This window comes from Sphingobium sp. KCTC 72723 (genome assembly GCF_014280435.1).
GTDB lineage: Bacteria > Pseudomonadota > Alphaproteobacteria > Sphingomonadales > Sphingomonadaceae > Sphingobium.
Genome location: NZ_CP060388.1, coordinates 2,517,888 through 2,536,359, shown reverse-complemented (window position 1 = coordinate 2,536,359; position 18,472 = coordinate 2,517,888). Strand labels below are relative to the sequence as shown.

Below are 18,472 nucleotides of genomic sequence, written 5' to 3'. Positions count from 1 at the left end.
GCTCCTGTCCTTACGCCTTTATCGCCGCGCGGAAATCCTCATTCTTCAGGAATAACGACGTGTTGTCCGCGCCTAGATGGGTCCATTTCAGGTTCAATCCGCCATCCACCAATATGGTCTGTCCGGTGATATAGCTCGACAGGTCGGACAGCAGGAAGGCGATGGCCCCCGCCTGCTCCTCCGGCTGGGCGCGGCGGCCCATGGCGATGGCGGCCTGATCGCGCGCAATGTCATCGTCGATATAGGCACCCGATCCCGGCGTGATCGTGGTGCCGGGCGCGACGGTGTTGACGCGGATATTGTCAGGCGCCAATTCGGTCGCCAGCGTGCGCGTGGCTGCGACGATGGCGGCTTTCGCGGTGCCATAGGCGATATGATAGGGGGCGGTGTTCAGCCCGCTGATGGATGACACCCCCACGATCGCGCCGGAATTGCCGCGTGCGCGCAATTCGCGTGCGACCGCCTGACTCATGAAGAACATCGTTTCCAGATTCTGTTCGAACAAGGCGCGCCAGTCCGCCCGTGTCACTCGCTCGGCCCGCATCCAGGTCTGCGGCGCGGCTCCGCCTGCGACATTGGCCAGGCCATAGAGCGTGCCGGGTGCCGCGACCGCCGCGTCCATCACCCGCGCCACGCCCTCGTCCGTGCCGACGTCGGCGATGACTGGCACGATGCTTAATCCTTGCGCGATCAGTGGCGCGATATGCGCGTCGAACTTGGCCTGGGTGCGCCCGGCGGCGATCACGGTCGCGCCTGCCTGCGCCAGCATTTTGGTCGTGGCGGTGCCGATGCCGCCGCCCGCCGCGCCGGTGACGATGATCGTCCGGCCCGAAAAGTCCATCAGTTTCTGCGCCATGCCCGGTTTCCTCTGCTCGTCTTTTTTCAGGCAGCCAACCTAGCGCGAGGGGCCAAGCGCAAGACAGGGGGCGGGGCAAAAGATCGCTCCCGCGCTAACGGTGGAGCCTTCCTTGCAAGTGAACAGGACTGTTGATTAGGTGTTGGAAACAACAAGGTTCCATGGAGCGGATATGAGCTGCAATCCCACCCGGACGCCAGCGCCCGATACGTTCGACATTCCCAAGCTGCGGGCGAAATATCGCGCGGAACGCGACAAGCGTATGCGTGGCGACGGGCAGGGGCAATATCAGCCGACCACCGACGACACGACCCACAGCTATGACGTCGACCCGCACATGCCGGTTACGCCGCGCGATGCGCTGAACGAGGATCTGGACGTGCTGGTGCTGGGCGCGGGCTTTGCCGGGGTGCTGGCGGGCTATCATCTGACCAAACAGGGCGTCACCAGCTTTCGCAATATCGACCATGCCGGGGATTTTGGCGGGGTGTGGTATTGGAACCGCTATCCCGGTATCCAGTGCGATAATGACGCCTATTGCTACCTCCCCTTGCTGGAGGAAACCGGGTTCATGCCGTCGAAGAAATTCGCCGATGGAGCGGAAATTCAGGGCTATATCAAGAAAATCGCCCAGGATTTCGGTTTCCACGACCGCGCCCTGTTCCACACGCTCATCACGTCGCTGAAATGGGATGATGCGATCCAGCGCTGGCATGTCGAAACCAGCCGGGGCGATCATTTCCGCGCTCGCTTCGTCATCATGGGTTGCGGCGTGCTGAACATGCCCAAGCTGCCGGGGATCGCGGGGATCGACCTGTATCAGGGCAAGATTTTCCACACCGCGCGTTGGGACTATGACTATACTGGCGGCAGTTACGAAAACCCCACGCTCGACCGGCTGGCCGACAAGCGGGTTGCGATTCTCGGCACCGGGGCGACCGCCATTCAGGCAGTGCCGCACCTCGCCCGCTTCGCCAAACAGCTTTACGTCATTCAGCGCACGCCATCGACGGTGGACGAACGGCCCAATCCCGCGACCGATCCCGACTGGGCGGCATCGCTGCAACCGGGCTGGCAGGCGGAACGGCAGGGCAATTTTCACCGCGCCGCGATGGAATTTTTCGCGCCGGGCGAAGCGGACCAGATTTGCGACATCTGGACCGAAATCGCCCGCAATCTGCACGCCGAAATGGAGGCGGAGGGCTGGCCGCAACTGACGCCGGAAGAGTTTATGGCGCGCCGCGAAGTGGTGGATTACCGCGTCATGGAACGGCTGCGCGCCCGCGTCGATGAAATGGTGAAGGACGAAGCCACGGCGGAATCCTTGAAGCCCTGGTATCGTTTCCTGTGCAAACGGCCTTTGTCCAGCAACGACTTTTACGCCGCCTTCAACCAGCCCGATGTGCAATTGATCGACGTGTCCGACGCCAAGGGGCTGGAGCGGATGACGGCCAAGGGCTTCGTGTCGAATGGCGTGGAATATGAAGTCGATGCGATGATCTTCGCCAGCGGCTTCGAAGTCACCAGCGACTTGAAGCGCCGCTGGGGCATCGACGTGGTGGAGGGGCGCAATGGCGTATCCATCTACGATCATTGGGCAAATGGCCCAAAGACGCTGCACGGCACCATGACCCATGGTTTCCCCAACCAGTTCTTCATCGGCTATATTCAGGGCGGCCTGAACGCCAGCGTGACCGAACAGTTCGGGCGGCAGGCGGAACATATTGCCCACATCATCCACGCCACGATGGACAAGGGCGCAACATCGGTCGAAACCACGGCAGCGGCGCAGGACGCCTATGTCCAGCATTTCCACGACGTGGAATATGACACGTCCGCATTCCAGATCGAATGCACCCCCAGCTATTTCACCAATGAAGGCGAAGTGAAATCGCCCTGGGCCTTGTTCCGCAGCTACGGTCCGGGCTGGGGGGCGTTCCAGAATATGTTGCAGGACTGGCGCGCGCGCGGTGACCTTTCGGGCATGGAATTGCGGTCATGATCGCCGGGGGGATGATGTCGCCGTCCCGCCCGCTTTCGCTTGGGCGCGGGTGCCTGATCGCGATAATCCGACAGACGCAAAATGGATGCGGGAGGATGGCATGAACAGCCCGACCAACATCGACATGGACGACCTGGCCAAGCCACTGACCTACCCGGTCGAAGCGTTTCTGTCGCGCGACTATGCGCGCGCGGAAAAGGAAAAGCTGTGGCCCAAAGTGTGGCAGGTCGCCGCACGGGTGGAGGAATTGCCGGAGGTTGGCGACTGGCTGACCTACGACATTTGCGACGACAGCTTCATCATCATCCGCACCGCGCCGGACCGGTTGAAAGCCTTCTACAATGTCTGCCCCCATCGCGGGCGGCAATTGGTGGATGTGCCAGAAGGCGTCCATTCGGTGACGGGCAACAAGCGCCGCAACTTCATCTGCGGCTTCCACGGCTGGACCTTCGATATTGAAGGCAATAACAGCTATATCCTCGACCCGCAGGACTGGCAGGGCGCGCTGACGCCCGACTGCACCCATTTGTCCGAAGTGAAGACGGACATATGGGGCGGCTGGATCTGGATCCATATGGACCCGGACGCCGAGCCGGTCGCGGAGTTTCTGGGCGATGCCGGGCGCATATTGGCGCATTTCGAAATGGACCAGATGCGCTACAAATGGCGCAAATGGGTGGTTTATCCAGCCAACTGGAAGACCGCGCTCGAAGCGTTCATGGAACCCTATCATGTGGCCGGCACACACAGCCAGCTGCTCGCCTATGGCGATTATTACGCCTACAGCGCGGCCTATGGCCTGCACGGCGTCAGCGGTTTCGATCAGCGCGACCCCGCCTTCGCCATGAGCCAGAGCAGCAGCGTGACGCGGGCGGGCAAGGGCGACGATCCGCGCCGTTCCACCTACGAACTGATCCGCGAAAATTACGAGACGCTCAACTATGCTGCGTCGACCGAAACGCTCGTCAATGCGGCGAGCCGTCTGGTCGACGAACTGCCCGAAGGTACGCCCGCTGGCGAAGTGATTGCCCATTGGCTCAAATCCGCCAGGGCCGACGATGCGGCGCGCGGCGTGTTCTGGCCCGATATTCCGCCAAACGTCATGGCCGAAGCTGGGCTGGCCTGGCACGTTTTTCCCAACATGTCGGTGTTGCAGGGGATCACCTTCGCGCTCTGCTATCGCACGCGCCCGTTCGGTGACGATCCCGACATGTGCATATTCGAATCCTACGCCATCGAACGCTTCCCCGAAGGGCAGGCGCCAGTGACGCAATGGGACCATGCGCAACCGACCGCAGAAGGATGGGGCGCGGTTCTGGCGCAGGATTTTTCGAACATGAAATGGGTGCAGAAGGGCATGAAGTCGCGCGGTTTTCGCGGGCCGCTGCCCAATCCGCATCAGGAACGCAAGATCACCAATTTCCACCGCAACCTCGCCAGCTTCATGGGAACTGGCGCACCGAGGCTATTGAAATGAGCTATGACGATCCCAAGCCCGCAGCGACGCTGACCGACGCCGACGGCAATGCAAAGAGCGGCACCCCGGTCTACAAGCGGATGCTGGACCTGTTCGAAGCCGAAGGCATCAACACCCTGTTCGGCATTCCCGACCCCAATTTCGTCCATATGTTTCTGGAAGCGGAACGGCGCGGCTGGACCGTGGTCGCCCCCCATCATGAAGCGGCCGCCGGCTTCATGGCCGAAGCCGCGTCGCGCATCACTGGCAAGCCCGCCGTCGCCATCGGCACGTTGGGGCCGGGCATCGCCAATATGGCCCCTGCCATCCAGTGCGCGCTGGTCGAACATTCGCCCGTCATCTTCCTGTCGGGCCAGCGCGCCCGCGTGACCGAACAGCGGGTCCGCCGTGGCCGCATCCAGTTCGTCAAGCAGATGCCGTTGTTCGAAAATTCGGTGAAATATGCCGCATCCATCGAATATGCCGACCAGACCGACGAAGTCGTGCGCGAAGGCATCCGCAAGGCTATGGGCGGCACGCCCGGCCCGGTCTATATCGAATATCCCAGCCATATCATTCTGGAGGAACTGGACGTTCCGGCGCCCCTGCCGCCCGAACGCTATCGCCTGGTCAATCAGGGCGCGGACATTGACCGGGTGAAACAGGCCGCCGACCTGATCCGCGCGGCCAAGAACCCGATCCTGCTGCTCGGCCATGCGGTCCACACCACCCGCATGGGCGCGGCGGTCAAGGAACTGGCGGACCTGATGAACTGCCCCGTTATTCAGACATCGGGCGGCACCAGCTACATCAAGGGGCTGGAAGATCGCACCTTCCAATATGTCTTTTCCAAGGCTTCGATCGACGCGGTCACGGAGTCGGATCTGGTGCTGGCGCTTGGCACCGAACTGGGCGAGCCGGTCCATTTCGGCAAATGGCGTTACTGGCAGAAGAATGAAGCGATCCGCAAATGGATCTATGTCGAACAGGATGCCTCCGCGATCGGCGTAAACCGCCCGATCGACGTGCCACTGGTCGGCGATCTGCGCGGCGTCGTGCCGCAACTGGTCGCCGCGCTGAAAGATACGCCGCGCGGTCCGGCACCGATGCTGGAAGCCTTCATGCGCGACGGGCAGGCGGAACTGGACGAACTGGCGGCGGAATCGCGGACCAAGAGCGATGGCACCGGCGACCTTGCCATCCATCCCGCGCGCCTGGCGGTGGAAGCAAGCGAAGCCTTCCCCAAGGACGGCATCCTGATCCGCGATGGCGGGGCAGGCGTGATCTTCCAGTGGACCTATTCGCAGTGCAAGCCGCAGGATGTGATCTGGAACCAGAATTTCGGGCATATCGGCACCGGCATCCCCTATGCCACCGGCGCGATGCTGGCGGACAAGGCGGCCACGGGTGTCAGCCGCCCCGGCCTGTTGCTGACGTCCGACAGCAGCTTCATGTTCCATATCGCCGAATTGGAAGTCGCGGTCCGCACCAAGCTGCCTCTGGTCTGCGTCATCGGCGTGGACAATCAATGGGGTTTGGAAGTGGGCGTGTACAAGCGCACCTTCGGTCAGGGGACGGAAGAAACCGGCACCCACTGGAGCAAGGACGTCCGCTTCGACAAGATCGGCGAAGGCTTTGGTTGCCACGGCGAATATGTGACGAAGGCGGAGGACATCAAGCCCGCGATCGAGCGCGCCTATGCCAGCGGCAAGGTGGGCGTCGTCCATGTCGTCATCGACCCCAAGGCCAACTCCGAAGAAATGCCCAAATATGCCGAATTCCGCACCTGGTACGCGGAAGGCACGCAATAAGCCGTGAAAATCCTCCCCTGCAAGGGGAGGGGGACCGCCCGCGCAGCGGGTGGTGGAGGGGTGTCGCGCTCTCGATAGCATGACACCCCTCCGTCTGGCCTTCGGCCAGCCACCTCCCCCGCCGGGGGAGGATGTAACGACGGAGAAACCCATGCGCGACCATCTGCAATTTTATATCGACGGCAAATGGGTCGATCCGGTCGAACCCCGGAGCGCCGAAGTGATCAACCCGGCGACCGAGGCGGTTGCGGGGCATATCTCCCTGGGTTCGGTCGCGGACGTGGACCGTGCCGTCGCTGCGGCACGCCGCGCATTCCCCGCATGGTCGGAAACGACGCGCGACCAGCGGCTTGACCTGCTGCGCGCCATACAGGCCGAATATCAGCGCCGCCTGCCCGATCTTGGCGCGGCGATCCGAGAGGAAATGGGTGCGCCGTCGGGCCTCGCCAATGGTTTCCATGTCGGGCTGGGCGCTGGCCATCTTCAGACTGCCATCGAAGTGCTTGAGCATTTCGCGTTCGAGGAATTGCGCGGCGTCACGATGATCCGGCGCGAACCCATCGGCGTCTGCGCGCTCATCACGCCATGGAACTGGCCGATGAACCAGACCTGCGTGAAGGTATTTCCCGCGCTTGCCACCGGCTGCACCATGATCTTGAAGCCGCCACAGCTTGCGCCTTTCTCCGCGCAAATCCTCGCTGAAATTCTCGACGCGGCGGGTGTGCCGCCGGGCGTGTTCAACATGGTGCAGGGGCAGGGCAGTGTCATCGGCACGGCACTGTCCACCCATGAGGATGTGGACATGGTGTCCTTCACCGGCTCCGAGCCGGTCGGCGTGCAGATTCAGAAGGACGCCGCCACCACGGTCAAGCGCGTCGGGCTGGAACTGGGCGGCAAGAGCGCGTTCATCGTGCTGGACGACGCCGCGCTGGTTGAAAATGTCACGGGCGCGACGGCCGGCATGATGGGCAATAGCGGCCAGACATGCAGTGCGGGATCGCGCCTGCTCGTCCCCGCCGCGCGCCTCGACGAAGCGCTGGCCGCAGCGAAGGCAGCGGCGGACGGTGTGACGGTGGGCGATCCTGCGGGCGACGTCGCCATGGGTCCGGTCGTGTCCAAGGCGCAATATAATATCATTCAGGACTATATCGCCCGTGGCGTCGCCGAAGGCGCGACGCTGATCGCGGGTGGTCCCGGTCGTCCCGATGGCATCGACAAGGGCTGGTTCGTGCGCCCGACCGTCTTCCTTGGCGACAACGACATGGACATAGCGCGCGAGGAAATTTTCGGGCCGGTGCTGGTCATCATTCCCTATGTCCATGTCGATGACGCGGTAGCCATCGCCAATGACAGCCCGTTCGGTCTGGCCGGCTATGTCAACGGCCTCGACACCGCGCAGGTCCACGCCGTCGCGCGCCGCCTGCGCACCGGCTGGGTCAGCATGAATGGCGGTTTCGATTTCCATGCCCCGTTCGGCGGCTACAAGCGCAGCGGCAACGGGCGGGAGTGGGGCGAGTTTGGCTTCCACGAATATCTCGAAGTCAAATCCATGCTGGGTTACGCCTGACATGACGCAGGGCGCTTCGGGCCGGATCGCGCCCAGCGGTATGGCGGCGGCGCAGGGGTGGAGCCTCGAACGGCTTACTCCGCCCAGTCGGCTCTATGGCGCGAATGGCCTTGCCACCGGCCCGGACGGCCGCCTCTATGTCGCGCAGGTCGGCGGCAGTCAGGTCAGCGCGATCGACGTGGACAGCGGCATTATCGCCACCGTCAGCCCGATGGGCGGCGCGATCGTCGCGCCCGACGATCTGGTGTTCGATGAAGCGGGCAATATCTACCTGACCGAAATCACCGAAAACCGCGTGTCGATGCTGACGCCCGGCGGGCAGGCGCGGGTGATCCATGGCGACATTCCCGTTGCCAATCCCATCACCTGGCATCAGGGTCGCCTGATCGCGGGCGAATGTCGCATGGGCGCGCGGATACTGGACCTGCCGCTGGACGGCAGCGCGCCGCGCGTGATCCTCGACAATATCCCGATGGCCAACGCCTTTCAGGTCGGGCCGGACGGCAAGCTCTATGTCCCGGTCATGGGCGCGAACCAGATCTGGCGCGTCGATATCGACACCGGCGCATATGATGTCGTCGCGGGCGACCTGGGCGTGCCGGACTCGGTCAAGTTCGACGCCAAGGGCCGCATCGTCACCACTCAGGTCGCCAGCGGGCAGGTGCTGCGCATCGACCCGGTCAGCGGCACGCGCGAAATACTGGCCGATCTTGGCCCCGGCCTCGACAATGTCAGCTTCATCGGCGACCGCATCTTCGTGTCCAGCATCCCCGGCGAAATCACCGAATTGCTGGGCGATGGCAAGGTGCGGTCCGTCGTGCCGCGCGCGCTGCAATGGCCGCTTGGTTTGGCCATGGGCGCGGACGGCGCGTTGTTCGTGGCGGACGGCACCTTTGGCTACACGCTGCGCCCCGGTGGCGCGCCGCTATTGGCGGGCATGATCTTCTACCCCGGTTGCCCCGGCTATATGCGGGGGGTCGCACCGGGCGCACGACCGGGCGAATGGATCGTCACCACCGGCACCGGTAGCGTCGCGCGCTACCGGCCAGGGGAGGGGGTAAGCGATTTTATCAGCCACGGCCATGACCGGCTGATGGGCGTCGCCGTCGCGTCGGGTGGGGCTGTCGTATTTGCCGAACAGGGGACGGGCCGGGTGCTGTGCGCGGACAATGGATCGGTCGATATCATGGCCGAAGGGCTGGACCAGCCCGGCGGCATCGCAGTTTCCGGTGACGGCGCAGTTTATGTGACCGAAGCCGGGGCAGGGCGCATCGTCCGCCTGTCGGGTGGTCGGGCCGAAACGGTGCTGGACGGATTGTCCCGCCCCGAAGGCATGACCATCAGCGGCGACCGCCTCGTCACGCTGGACAGCCGGGCAAAGGCGCTGATCGCCTGCGCGCTGGACGGCAGCGGGCGCAAGACGCTGGCCACCAACCTGCCGGTCGGTGCGCCGGTCGGCGTGACGCCGCACTATCTCGGCCCCATCGGCGACATGGCCGGGCCGATGATCAACTTTGCCGATGTGACCGCCGGGCCGGACGGCACGCTCTATCTGTCGGGCGACGCCGAAGGCAGTGTGCTGGCGCTACGCCCCGCCTAACTGCCCCGACAGCGCCCGCGCCGCCTCCACCAGCGCATCCTGCAAAGCGTCGAGATCCCGCCCCAGCGCCGCACCGATGCCGATCGCGACCAGCGCATGGACGGGCCGTCCCGCGCCTTTCCACACCGGCGCGGCCACCACGGTCACGCCTGCGATATATTGCCCTTCATCCACCGCAAAGCCCTGCGCACGGGTCCGGCGCAACTGCCCCATCCAGTCGTCGAACGCGGGCGGATCGTCCCAGCGCAACTGGTCGAACCGCGCCTTCAACTCCTCGACCGGATAGTCGCCGAACGCCGCGATGCAGCGCCCGGTCGCGCTGATCAGCGCGGGAAAGCGGCTGCCGACCTGCGTGCTGAGCTGAAAGCCGCTGCCCGATTGCGCTATGGCGACGACGATCATATGGTCCAGCCCCACCGCCTGCACGCCCAGCATGGTCAGGCCGAAACGCCCCGCCAGCCGGTCCAGCAACGGTTGCGCCAGATCGTTGAACGGGTCGCGCCGCAACCAGTGCCGCGCCAGCGTCAGCACGCCAGCCTCCAGCGCATAGCGTTTGGTGTCCGGGTCGAACGACACCAGTTCCTCCTGCGCCAATGCGCGCAGCACATAGAGGCAGGTGGACGGCACCAGCCCCAGTTCCTTGGCTATCGCCTGCACCCCCAGGGGCCGCTCGCTGCGCCCCAGCAGGCGCAGGATCGCGGCGGCGCGGGTGATGGCGGGGGCTTTGCTGTCCTTCACCGCGCGCGCGACCTTTCGCACGGGGGAGGGGGTGGGCAGGGAAACGGGGTCGGCCATGGCGCATATCTCCATCGCCCCGGCGATGGACGATCATTCAAAATATAGAACATCGTTCATGATTTACAACAAGGGAGTCGGCATGACATTCCAGTTTCATCATGGTGCAGATGGCCTTCCTGCCATTCGCCATAATGAACGGACGAGATTTATGGCGAAGCTGACCGACTATAGAAGCTATGCCGATGCGCAGGCCCATGCGACATCCGCCGCGCCGTGGGATTTGTTCGATGGCGATCGCGATCACCTGAACATCGCGCATGAATGTATCACCCGCCATGCCGATGGGTCCGGCCGCGCCGCCGTGCGGATCGCCCATGCTGATGGCCGCGACGAAATTCTCAGCTTCGATAGGATCGCGGCGGGCGCGGCGCGCTTTGCCCATTGGCTCGATGCGGAGGGCGTTCAACCGGGCGAACGTATCGCCTTCATGCTGGAACCCTCATTGCCCTTCTATGTCTGCCTGTTCGGGGCGATGCAGACCGGCGCGATTTCGGTGCCTTTGTTCACCTTGTTCGGTCCCGACGCGCTGCGCCTGCGCGTGGATGATTGCAAGCCGACCATACTGATAACCAACGCGGAAAAGGCGGATCTGGCCCGCAGCATGAACGGCCCGCGCGTCATCGTCGCCGACGATGGCCTGCTCGACGAGATCGAGAAATATCCCGCGACCTACATGCCGAAAACGAAGGCGAACGATCTGGCGGTGTTCCAATACACCTCAGGCACCACCCGCGAACTGCCCGAAGCGGTCAAGCATAGCCATCGCGCGCTCGTGACGTTGATGTTCGCCGCGCTTTACGGCACCGGCATCCGGCCGGGCGACGAATTTTTCTGCCCCTCCTCGCCCGCATGGGGCCATGGATTATGGCATGGCACGCTGGCCCCGCTGGGCATGGGCGTCACCACCGGCACCTTTGCCGGGCGGTTCGACGCGGTGCGACTGATGCAGGCGCTGGACAGCTATGGCATCACCAACATGTCGGCCGCCGCGACCCATTATCGCATGATGAAGAATAGCGGCAAGGCCGGGGACTTTGTCTTCCACTTCCAGAAGCTGTCCTACACCGGCGAGCCGATCGACCCGGCGACGCTTGATTTCATCGAACAATATTTCAAGGTGCCCGCCTGCTCCATGTATGGCACCACCGAAATCGGCGTGGTGCTGGTCAATTATCCCGGCGCTGAGGATTTCACGGTCAAGCCGGGTTCGCTCGGCAAGGCAGTGCCGGGCCAGCGTTTGCAGGTGCAGCGCCCAGACGGCACGCCGTCCGACCCCGGTGAGATTGGCGAACTGATGCTGTGGCGCCGCGACAGGTGGGAAACCACCAAGGACCGCGCGAAGATCGACGCCGACGGCTATTTCTACCATTGCGGTCGCGCCGATGACGTCATCATTTCGGCTGGCTGGACGATGAGCGCGGTCGAGATTGAAAACACGCTGCTCAAGCATCCGGCCGTTCTGGAATGTGCCGTTATCGGCGTGCCCGATCCGCAGCGGGGGCAGGTGGTCAAGGCATTCGTCATCGCCAATGTCGATGGCAGCGACGCGCTGGTCAAGGAACTCCAGACTTTCACCCGCGAAAAGCTGGCCCAGCATGAATTCCCCCGCCTGATCGAATTCGTGACCGAACTGCCCAAGACCCCGGCGGGCAAGGTCCACCGCAAAATCCTTCGAGATCGTGAGGCTGCAAAAGCGGCCGAACTCGTCAACTGAACCCTAGGAGAAGAGACATGGCAACATTGGCGAAAGCCCCCACCAACAAATTCCCCAAGATCACCGAGGAAGGTCTGGACGACCTGCGCAAGCGCATCGGCGTCAAGATCGAGAATACGGTTGAACCGTGGAATTATGAAGCGACCCGCGACGCGATCCGCCACTACGCCCATGGCATTGGCGACGATAACCCATTGTGGTGCGACCCGTCTTATGCCGACAAGACGCGCTACGGCTCGGTCGTCGCGCTGCCCAGCTTCCTGTTCACCACCAGCCGGATCATTTCGGGCTATTGCGGCGGCCTGTCGGGCGTGCATGCCATGTGGGCGGGGGCCGACTGGACCTGGCACAAGCCGGTGCTGCGCAACGACACGATCCGCACCGAAGCCTATCTGAAGGATCTGGTCGAGCATCAGACCAAGTTCGCCGGGCGTTCGTTCCAGCAGATCTACCATGTCGATTTCTTCAACCAGTCGGGCGACAAGGTGGCCGAGGGCGACAGCTGGGTATTCCGCACCGACCGCGACGAAGCGCGCGAACGCGGCACCAAATATACCGAAGCCCGTGGCCGGGTGGAGCAATATACCGAGGAGGAACTGGCTGAATTCACCCGCCTCTATCAGAATGAGGAAATTCGCGGCTCCGTTCCTCGCTATTGGGAGGATGTGAATGTCGGCGTCGAACTGCCGCGCATGATGAAGGGACCGATGACGGTCACCGGCTTCATCTGTTATGCGCAGGGCTGGGGCGGGCTTTACATCCGCGCCAACAAGCTGGCCAACCAGATGCAGCAGGCGCATCCGGGCCTGGGCATCCGCAACCGCTTCAACGTGCCCGATTGCCCAGAGCGCGTGCATTGGGACGAAGCCTTCGCGCTCGAAGTCGGCGCGCCCGGCGCCTATGATTATGGTCCGGAGCGTTGCAGCTGGCTGACTCATCACATCACCAACTGGATCGGTGACGACGGCTTCCTGACGCGCAGCAAATGCCAGATCCGCCGCCACAATCCTGATGGTGACGCGATCTACATCGACGGCAGCGTGATCCGCAAGTTCGAGGAAAACGGCAAGAAGTTCGTCGAGATCCAGCAGCAGGCGACCACCCATCGCGGTGAAGTCTCCGCTTTCGGCACTTCGATTGCCGAATTGCCCGGCAAGCCAGCCTGATCCTGTAAGTGGTAGGGGAGGAAGGGTCGTCGCCGCAGCGATATGCGGCGGCGACCCTTTTGCGTTGCGCCCGCGTCGTTAGGATCGGCGCAAATGAGAGAGAGGATCGCAGGATGGACGAGATGCGTTTCGATGGCCGGGTCGCCGCCATAACCGGCGCGGGCCGGGGGCTGGGCCGTGCCTATGCGCTGCTGCTGGCGGCGCGGGGCGCAAAGATCGTCGTCAACGACCCGGGTGTGTCGATGCAGGGGGAGGGGACCGACGCTGGCCCCGCGCAGGCGCTGGTCGATGAAATCCGCGCAGCCGGGGGAGAGGCGATCGCCTCCACCGACAGCGTCGCCACGCCGCAGGGCGGGCAGGCGATCATTGACGCCGCCATCACCCATTATGGCCGCATCGACATATTGATCCACAATGCGGGCATCGTGCGGCGCGGTTCGCTCAACGACTTAAGCTATGCCGATTTCGAGACGGTGCTGGACGTCCATATGCGCGGCGCTTTCCATGTCGTGCGCGCCGCCTTCCCGCATATGGCCGCCGCCCGTTATGGCCGCATCGTCCTGACCGGCTCCATCAACGGCCTCTATGGCAATGCAGGCGTGGTCAATTATTCGATGGCAAAGGCCGCGATGACCGGCCTGTCCAATGTCGCCGCGATCGAGGGGGCGGGGCACAATATCAAAAGCAATATCATCCTGCCCGGGGCGGTCACGCGCATGGCCGATGGCCTCGACACCAGCGCCTATCCGCCGATGGACCCGGATCTGGTCGCGCCCACGGTCGGCTATCTGGCGCATGAGGATTGCGCGGTATCGGGCGAAATGCTGATCGCCATGGCGGGCCGGGTCGCGCGCGCCTACACGATGGAAACCAAAGGCATGTTCCGCCCCGACTGGACCATCGAGCAGGTCGCGGACAATCTCGACATCATCCGCGCGACCGACGACGCGCTGCATTTCCCGCCAGTGCCCGACGGGCATATGGACCATCTGCGCTATTGTTTCGCGATAGCGCGGGCGGGGTAAAGCCTTTCATCCTCGCGCGGCGATGACCTTCGCCGATTTGCGTTCATCCCCTTCCTCCGTTCGCCCTGAGCTTGTCGAAGGGCCGCACTTCTTGAACAGAAGGGCAAGGCTTCGACAGGCTGAGCCCGAACGGGGGTAGATGGGGCCGACTGTCCGGCCCACTATTCATGCCTTGCACTTAATCCCAAACCGCTCGGTATAATCCTTGAAATGCGCATGGATGCCCGCGCGATCCAGCCCGTAATCGGCCAGGTCATAGCTATGCTTGCCATGCTTGCCCTGCGGATTGGCGTCCAGCATCGCCTGCATCGCGCTTTCCGCTTCCGCCGTCAGTTCGGTGTCGAACCGCGCATAGAGCCGCTTCATCGTGCCAATCGGGTCGCGCACCTGCGCGTCATACTGGATGTCGTGGATCGAATCCGCGCCATGCTTCTCCCGATAGGCCAGCATCCGTTCGATCATCAGGTCGAACGTGCGCAGTTGCGACTTGCCGACCTCGACCGGATCGACATCGTCGCTGAACATCTTGCGCACCTGATAGACCAGGCTGCACGCCGACGCGACGACATCGGCGGGATCGCGATGGGTCATGACCAGCTGCGCGTCGGGATAGACGGTGGTCAGGTCATTCAGGAACAGCGGATGCCACGGATTTTTGAGCGTCCACTGGCCGCCCTCATTTTCCTGCAACAACTGGAACAGCCGCTTCTGATAGCGGAAGGCGGGCAGGTAACTCGTGCTGAACAACCACTTCTGATAACTCGGAATATTCAGAACCGAGTCATAATATTGCGCGCAAAAGGACGGTGCCATCGAGAATTGGCATTCGGTCGGGCTGTCGGCATCCTCATGATGCATCGCCGAAATATGCGGCGCATATTTGAGCATCATGTCGAGCCGTGCCTGTTCCGCGACATAGCGCGGATCGCTGCTCAGCGCGCCCTTGGCCGCGGGGGGCACGCTGTTGAACGCTTCCCAGCGCAGCAATGATCGGCGCGCCGGATCAGCGTTCAGCAAATTGATCGTCAGCGTCGTGCCGGTGCGCGGCAGGCCGAATACGAACAGCGGCTTTTCGACCGGCGCGTCCAGCAACGCGGGGTGCTTGGCCAGATAATCCTCAACCTGCAAGCGGTTCGCCAGCGTCGCGGTGATTTGCTGCGCCCACCGGCCCTGTGCGGCCTCGGTCAGCTTGGCTTCCCGGTTGATCGCGTCAGTGAGGACATGCAGCCCCTCCAATATAGCGTCGTCGCCCAGATCGGTCAGGCCCGTCTGTTCGCGCGCGGCGGCGATCAGCGCATCGGCGTCCAGCCCTGCGGTGGTGGTGGTCATCATCCTTCTCCCTTTTGTGTTTGGCTGGCGAGGCGCTTGCCCGTCTCAGCGATTTCCGCCTTCAGCCACATGGTTTCCGACAGGTTCGTGCTGCCGCTCGCGGCCAGCAATTGTTCCAGCGCCGACTTTCGGACGCTCAATCCCGCCTCATGGTCGGGCGCGACGCCCAGCGCGATGTCGATCAGGTGCAGCGCTTCCAATGGCCGCCCCGCCGCCGCATGCACATGGGCGCGACCCACGATCGCCCCTGCGCCACCGGCCAGTTCGACCAGATCGGCGCTGACCGCCGCACGCGGCACGCCATAGAGCGCGGTGGTGCCATCGGCATAATGGAACCAGCCGCCATTTTCCTCCCATATGGCGCGCACGACCCAACTGGTCTTGCCATGAAATTCGCCGATCTTCAGGTCCGCAGGCAGCGCAACCTCGCGCATCAGATCCTGCACCGTCCGGCCCGCATTCATCCCCGCGATCGTCTCACGCTCCAGATAGCTGACCGCCGCGTGCATCGCGTCCAGATTCGCGCGGATCGTCTCCGCCCCCCGGATCGGATCGCCATGGCCGGTAATCACCAACTCCGCGCCCAGCGCCCGCACCTGTTCGACCGACCGCAGATAGGCGCGCACCAGCCGGGGTTTGTCGCCGCGCATCGTCACCAGATTGGGCATCGCGCGCCACACCGGGCCGAACAGATTGCCGGTAAAGACGGTCTTCTCGTCGGGCATCCACACGAACACGCTATCCAGGCTCTCACCGCCCGGCGTCTTGACCACCTCGAACCGGCGACCGCCCTGTTCGAAAGCCAGCGATGTCGCCACTTCCACGTCCGGCACGATCACCGGCGGCTTGGGCGGCGGTCCGTCGCGCCGGGTCATCGACGCCCACAGCTTGCCCGACCGGCGACCCAGAAAAGGCGCGAGCCGGTCGAAATACTCCGCCGTCTCGGTAAAGCCCGCGCCGGTGATGACCTGCGTAGCTTCCTCCTTCTGGTCGGGCAACGCGCCATAATGGTCGGCATGGGCCTGCGTCACGACGATCCGCCGCAGCGGCCCGGTCCGATGCGCGGCAAACAGTCCCTTGTTGCGCGCGCCATTGCCCAGAAAGCCGGTGTTGACCAACAGGTCGCCGTCGCTGGTGGTCACCAGATAGGCGTTGGAAATATCCTTCACCATGAAGATGCCATCGGCAATGCGTTCGGCGTCCGTCTGCCCCTGACCGGCCATCACCAGTGCGCCCAAAGGCGTCTGCTGCTTCTCGCTCATGATGCTGCATCCTCGAATGCGATCATCACCTTGGCCGATTGCGGCCGCGCGGCGATGTCCAGCCCCTCGATCACCCGGTCGAACGGCAATATGTGGCTGATCAGCGCCGCAATCTTGTCCTGCAAACGCGGCATGGCGGCGATCACGTCGGGCATTTCGGTCGGATAACCGACCGCCGTGGTGATCGTCATTTCGGTGGTCAGCATTGGCCCGGCGGGCAGTTCGATCGGTTTGAGATAGGCGGCGGTAATGACATGGCGCGCATGGGTCTTGGCCAGCGTCACCACGTCATGCAGGATCGACGGCGCACCCGCCGCGTCGATATAGGCGTCGGTCAGTGACTTTTCCCGCCCGAACACCATGACCGTGCCGTGAATCGCCTTGATCCGCGCGATCGAATCTTCCTGTGCCGGATTGATCGTCGTCGCTCCCAGCGCCCGTGCGCGCTCCAGCCTTTCCTCGGCCAGATCGAGCGCGATCACGTCGCAGCCCCGATCCACGGCCCAGAGGATCATGCCAAGGCCGATCGGCCCGCAGCCAAAGATCACGATCCTGTCGCCCGCCTTCGCCTGTGCGCGGTTGACCCCGTGCATGGCGACCGACAGCGGCTCGCACATCGCGGCGACATCATAGGGGATGCCGTCGGGAATGGGCAGCAGACTGTCGCCCAGCCGCGCGTCGCGGACCAGCAATTCCTCGGTAAAGGCACCCTCCGGCCCGCCGCTGCCGATATAGCTGGGCGTCATCATCGGGTTGATGATGACGCTCTGCCCCACCGACACGCCGGTCACGTCCGCGCCCACGAACATCAGTTCGCCAGCCCCTTCATGGCCCAGCGCGGTCTTTTTGCCCGGCGTCGGGATGCCGCCATTTTTGATGTAGCTCAGGTCGCTGCCGCAAATGCCGCAGGCCTTCATTTTCACGACCACATCCTTTGGCCCCGCTTCGGGCCGTTCATAGGGGTCCAATCGCACGTCATTGACGTCATGGATGGTGAGCAGGCGCATGGGGGCGGTTCCGATCAGAAGGCGTAGGGGGGATAGATCAGGCTGCCGCCGTCGATCACGATGGTATCGCCGGTGTGGAACCGCGATGCATCGGAGCAGAGATAGGCGCCGATCCCCTCGAAATCCTCGATCGCGCCGGGCCGGTGGATCGGGGTCTTGGCGGAAAAATGCGCGTCCACGGCGGCCATGCGCGCCTTCATTTCCTCGCTCAGATCATCGCCGCCGCCAATACCGGTTTTGACATAGCCGGGCGCGATGCTGTTCGCGCGGATCTCATATTTGCCCAGTTCCGCCGCCATGCCGCGCACCGCTGCGCCCATGCCGCCCTTGGACGCGGCATAATTGTTGATGCCCGGCATGCCGTGGAACATGGACAGGCTACCGCAATAGACCAGGCTGCCGCCCGGCTCGCCGGCTTCCGCCCGTGCAACCATGGCCTTGGCCCCTTCGCGCAGGGTGAAAAAAGCCCCGTGCAGGTTCACCGCCATCAGATCATGCCATTCGGCCGAATCCAGCGTCAGCACTGACCGGCTGCGCGACGCGCGACCCGAATTGGCGAACACACAATCGACCCGCCCGAAATCGGCCAGCAATTGCGCATAGCCCGCGATGATCGCCTCTTCGGACGCCACATCCACCTGATAGGTTTCCACCCGGCTCGCGCCCGCCGCCAGCAAATCCGCCTTGGCCGCTGCGTTCTTGTCCGCATTGCGCGCCCAGATGGCGATCTTGCCGCCCATCTTGGCCACGCCACGCGCAAAGCCCAGCCCGATGCCGCCATTGCCGCCGGTCACCAGCGTCACCTTGTCCGAACAGTCGAAAAGACCCGCCACCTGTCGCTCTCCTAAAGAAATATCGCCGCCCGCTGGCGGTCATTCT

14 protein-coding genes are annotated in these 18,472 nt (G+C 63.5%); 8 read left to right on the top strand and 6 right to left on the bottom strand.

From position 1 onward, the window contains the following. Positions 1-10 precede the first annotated feature (10 nt). Positions 11-856 carry an SDR family NAD(P)-dependent oxidoreductase gene (locus tag SPBM01_RS12570; RefSeq protein WP_188062142.1) on the bottom strand — a complete coding sequence of 282 codons (846 nt, stop codon included), beginning with the start codon at positions 854-856 and terminating at the stop codon, positions 11-13. Positions 857-1,028: 172 nt separating this feature from the next. Between SPBM01_RS12570 and SPBM01_RS12565 the strand changes: the two genes are divergently transcribed. The 5 genes from SPBM01_RS12565 (at position 1,029) to SPBM01_RS12545 (ending at position 9,292) form a co-directional block, all read left to right on the top strand. After that, positions 1,029-2,858, top strand: coding sequence for a flavin-containing monooxygenase (locus tag SPBM01_RS12565; RefSeq protein WP_188062141.1), 1,830 nt, complete (start codon positions 1,029-1,031; stop codon positions 2,856-2,858). Between the two features lie 100 nt (positions 2,859-2,958). Then, on the top strand, positions 2,959-4,335 hold the full coding sequence (locus tag SPBM01_RS12560) for an aromatic ring-hydroxylating oxygenase subunit alpha (RefSeq protein ID WP_188062140.1): 1,377 nt from the start codon (positions 2,959-2,961) through the stop codon (positions 4,333-4,335). After that, positions 4,332-6,125 carry a thiamine pyrophosphate-binding protein gene (locus SPBM01_RS12555; RefSeq protein ID WP_188062139.1) on the top strand — a complete coding sequence of 598 codons (1,794 nt, stop codon included), beginning with the start codon at positions 4,332-4,334 and terminating at the stop codon, positions 6,123-6,125. Before SPBM01_RS12560 ends, SPBM01_RS12555 begins: the two co-directional genes overlap by 4 nt. A 151-nt stretch (positions 6,126-6,276) precedes the next feature. Next, on the top strand, positions 6,277-7,692 hold the full coding sequence (locus SPBM01_RS12550) for an aldehyde dehydrogenase family protein (protein WP_188065702.1): 1,416 nt from the start codon (positions 6,277-6,279) through the stop codon (positions 7,690-7,692). A 1-nt stretch (position 7,693) separates the two neighbouring features. Beyond that, positions 7,694-9,292, top strand: a complete 1,599-nt coding sequence (locus SPBM01_RS12545) for an SMP-30/gluconolactonase/LRE family protein (RefSeq protein ID WP_188062138.1) — start codon at positions 7,694-7,696, stop codon at positions 9,290-9,292. On the opposite strand, the gene SPBM01_RS12540 is transcribed toward SPBM01_RS12545, so the two are convergent. Then, positions 9,278-10,087, bottom strand: coding sequence for an IclR family transcriptional regulator (locus SPBM01_RS12540; protein ID WP_188062137.1), 810 nt, complete (start codon positions 10,085-10,087; stop codon positions 9,278-9,280). The genes SPBM01_RS12545 and SPBM01_RS12540 overlap by 15 nt on opposite strands. A gap of 151 nt (positions 10,088-10,238) precedes the next feature. Here SPBM01_RS12540 and SPBM01_RS12535 point away from each other — a divergent pair, with 151 nt between their 5' ends. The 3 genes from SPBM01_RS12535 to SPBM01_RS12525 all read left to right on the top strand — a co-directional run bounded on the left by SPBM01_RS12535 (position 10,239) and on the right by SPBM01_RS12525 (position 13,995). Then, positions 10,239-11,804: an acyl-CoA synthetase gene (locus SPBM01_RS12535; RefSeq protein WP_188065701.1), complete on the top strand. Its 1,566-nt coding sequence runs from the start codon at positions 10,239-10,241 to the stop codon at positions 11,802-11,804. Positions 11,805-11,821: 17 nt separating this feature from the next. After that, on the top strand, positions 11,822-12,970 hold the full coding sequence (locus SPBM01_RS12530) for a MaoC family dehydratase N-terminal domain-containing protein (RefSeq protein WP_188062136.1): 1,149 nt from the start codon (positions 11,822-11,824) through the stop codon (positions 12,968-12,970). A 113-nt stretch (positions 12,971-13,083) separates the two neighbouring features. Further along, a complete protein-coding gene (locus SPBM01_RS12525; protein WP_188062135.1) occupies positions 13,084-13,995 on the top strand; it encodes an SDR family NAD(P)-dependent oxidoreductase in 912 nt (303 codons plus the stop codon). Positions 13,996-14,160: 165 nt separating this feature from the next. Here the strand turns inward: SPBM01_RS12525 and SPBM01_RS12520 are convergent, their stop codons facing one another. Genes SPBM01_RS12520 through SPBM01_RS12505 form a run of 4 tightly spaced genes read right to left on the bottom strand, consistent with a single transcriptional unit; the run spans position 14,161 to position 18,426 of the window. Beyond that, positions 14,161-15,324 carry a sulfotransferase family protein gene (locus tag SPBM01_RS12520; protein WP_188065700.1) on the bottom strand — a complete coding sequence of 388 codons (1,164 nt, stop codon included), beginning with the start codon at positions 15,322-15,324 and terminating at the stop codon, positions 14,161-14,163. Further along, entirely contained in the window at positions 15,324-16,586 is a 1,263-nt protein-coding gene (locus SPBM01_RS12515; RefSeq protein WP_188062134.1) for an MBL fold metallo-hydrolase, read from the bottom strand. Before SPBM01_RS12515 ends, SPBM01_RS12520 begins: the two co-directional genes overlap by 1 nt. Beyond that, positions 16,583-17,593 (bottom strand): zinc-dependent alcohol dehydrogenase, encoded by a 1,011-nt coding sequence (locus SPBM01_RS12510; RefSeq protein ID WP_188062133.1) that lies wholly within the window; start codon positions 17,591-17,593, stop codon positions 16,583-16,585. The genes SPBM01_RS12515 and SPBM01_RS12510 overlap by 4 nt, the downstream gene beginning before the upstream one ends. A 14-nt stretch (positions 17,594-17,607) precedes the next feature. Continuing rightward, positions 17,608-18,426 carry an SDR family NAD(P)-dependent oxidoreductase gene (locus SPBM01_RS12505; protein ID WP_188062132.1) on the bottom strand — a complete coding sequence of 273 codons (819 nt, stop codon included), beginning with the start codon at positions 18,424-18,426 and terminating at the stop codon, positions 17,608-17,610. Positions 18,427-18,472 lie beyond the last annotated feature (46 nt).

Coding starts and splice junctions, on each gene's coding strand:
- SPBM01_RS12555 (WP_188062139.1), top strand. CDS start 4,332: ATGAGCTATGACGATCCCAAGCCCGCAGCGACGCTGACCGACGCCGAC.
- SPBM01_RS12550 (WP_188065702.1), top strand. CDS start 6,277: ATGCGCGACCATCTGCAATTTTATATCGACGGCAAATGGGTCGATCCG.
- SPBM01_RS12510 (WP_188062133.1), bottom strand. CDS start 17,593: ATGCGCCTGCTCACCATCCATGACGTCAATGACGTGCGATTGGACCCC.
- SPBM01_RS12545 (WP_188062138.1), top strand. CDS start 7,694: ATGACGCAGGGCGCTTCGGGCCGGATCGCGCCCAGCGGTATGGCGGCG.
- SPBM01_RS12520 (WP_188065700.1), bottom strand. CDS start 15,324: ATGACCACCACCACCGCAGGGCTGGACGCCGATGCGCTGATCGCCGCC.
- SPBM01_RS12560 (WP_188062140.1), top strand. CDS start 2,959: ATGAACAGCCCGACCAACATCGACATGGACGACCTGGCCAAGCCACTG.
- SPBM01_RS12570 (WP_188062142.1), bottom strand. CDS start 856: ATGGCGCAGAAACTGATGGACTTTTCGGGCCGGACGATCATCGTCACC.
- SPBM01_RS12515 (WP_188062134.1), bottom strand. CDS start 16,586: ATGAGCGAGAAGCAGCAGACGCCTTTGGGCGCACTGGTGATGGCCGGT.
- SPBM01_RS12530 (WP_188062136.1), top strand. CDS start 11,822: ATGGCAACATTGGCGAAAGCCCCCACCAACAAATTCCCCAAGATCACC.
- SPBM01_RS12565 (WP_188062141.1), top strand. CDS start 1,029: ATGAGCTGCAATCCCACCCGGACGCCAGCGCCCGATACGTTCGACATT.
- SPBM01_RS12535 (WP_188065701.1), top strand. CDS start 10,239: ATGGCGAAGCTGACCGACTATAGAAGCTATGCCGATGCGCAGGCCCAT.
- SPBM01_RS12540 (WP_188062137.1), bottom strand. CDS start 10,087: ATGGCCGACCCCGTTTCCCTGCCCACCCCCTCCCCCGTGCGAAAGGTC.
- SPBM01_RS12525 (WP_188062135.1), top strand. CDS start 13,084: ATGGACGAGATGCGTTTCGATGGCCGGGTCGCCGCCATAACCGGCGCG.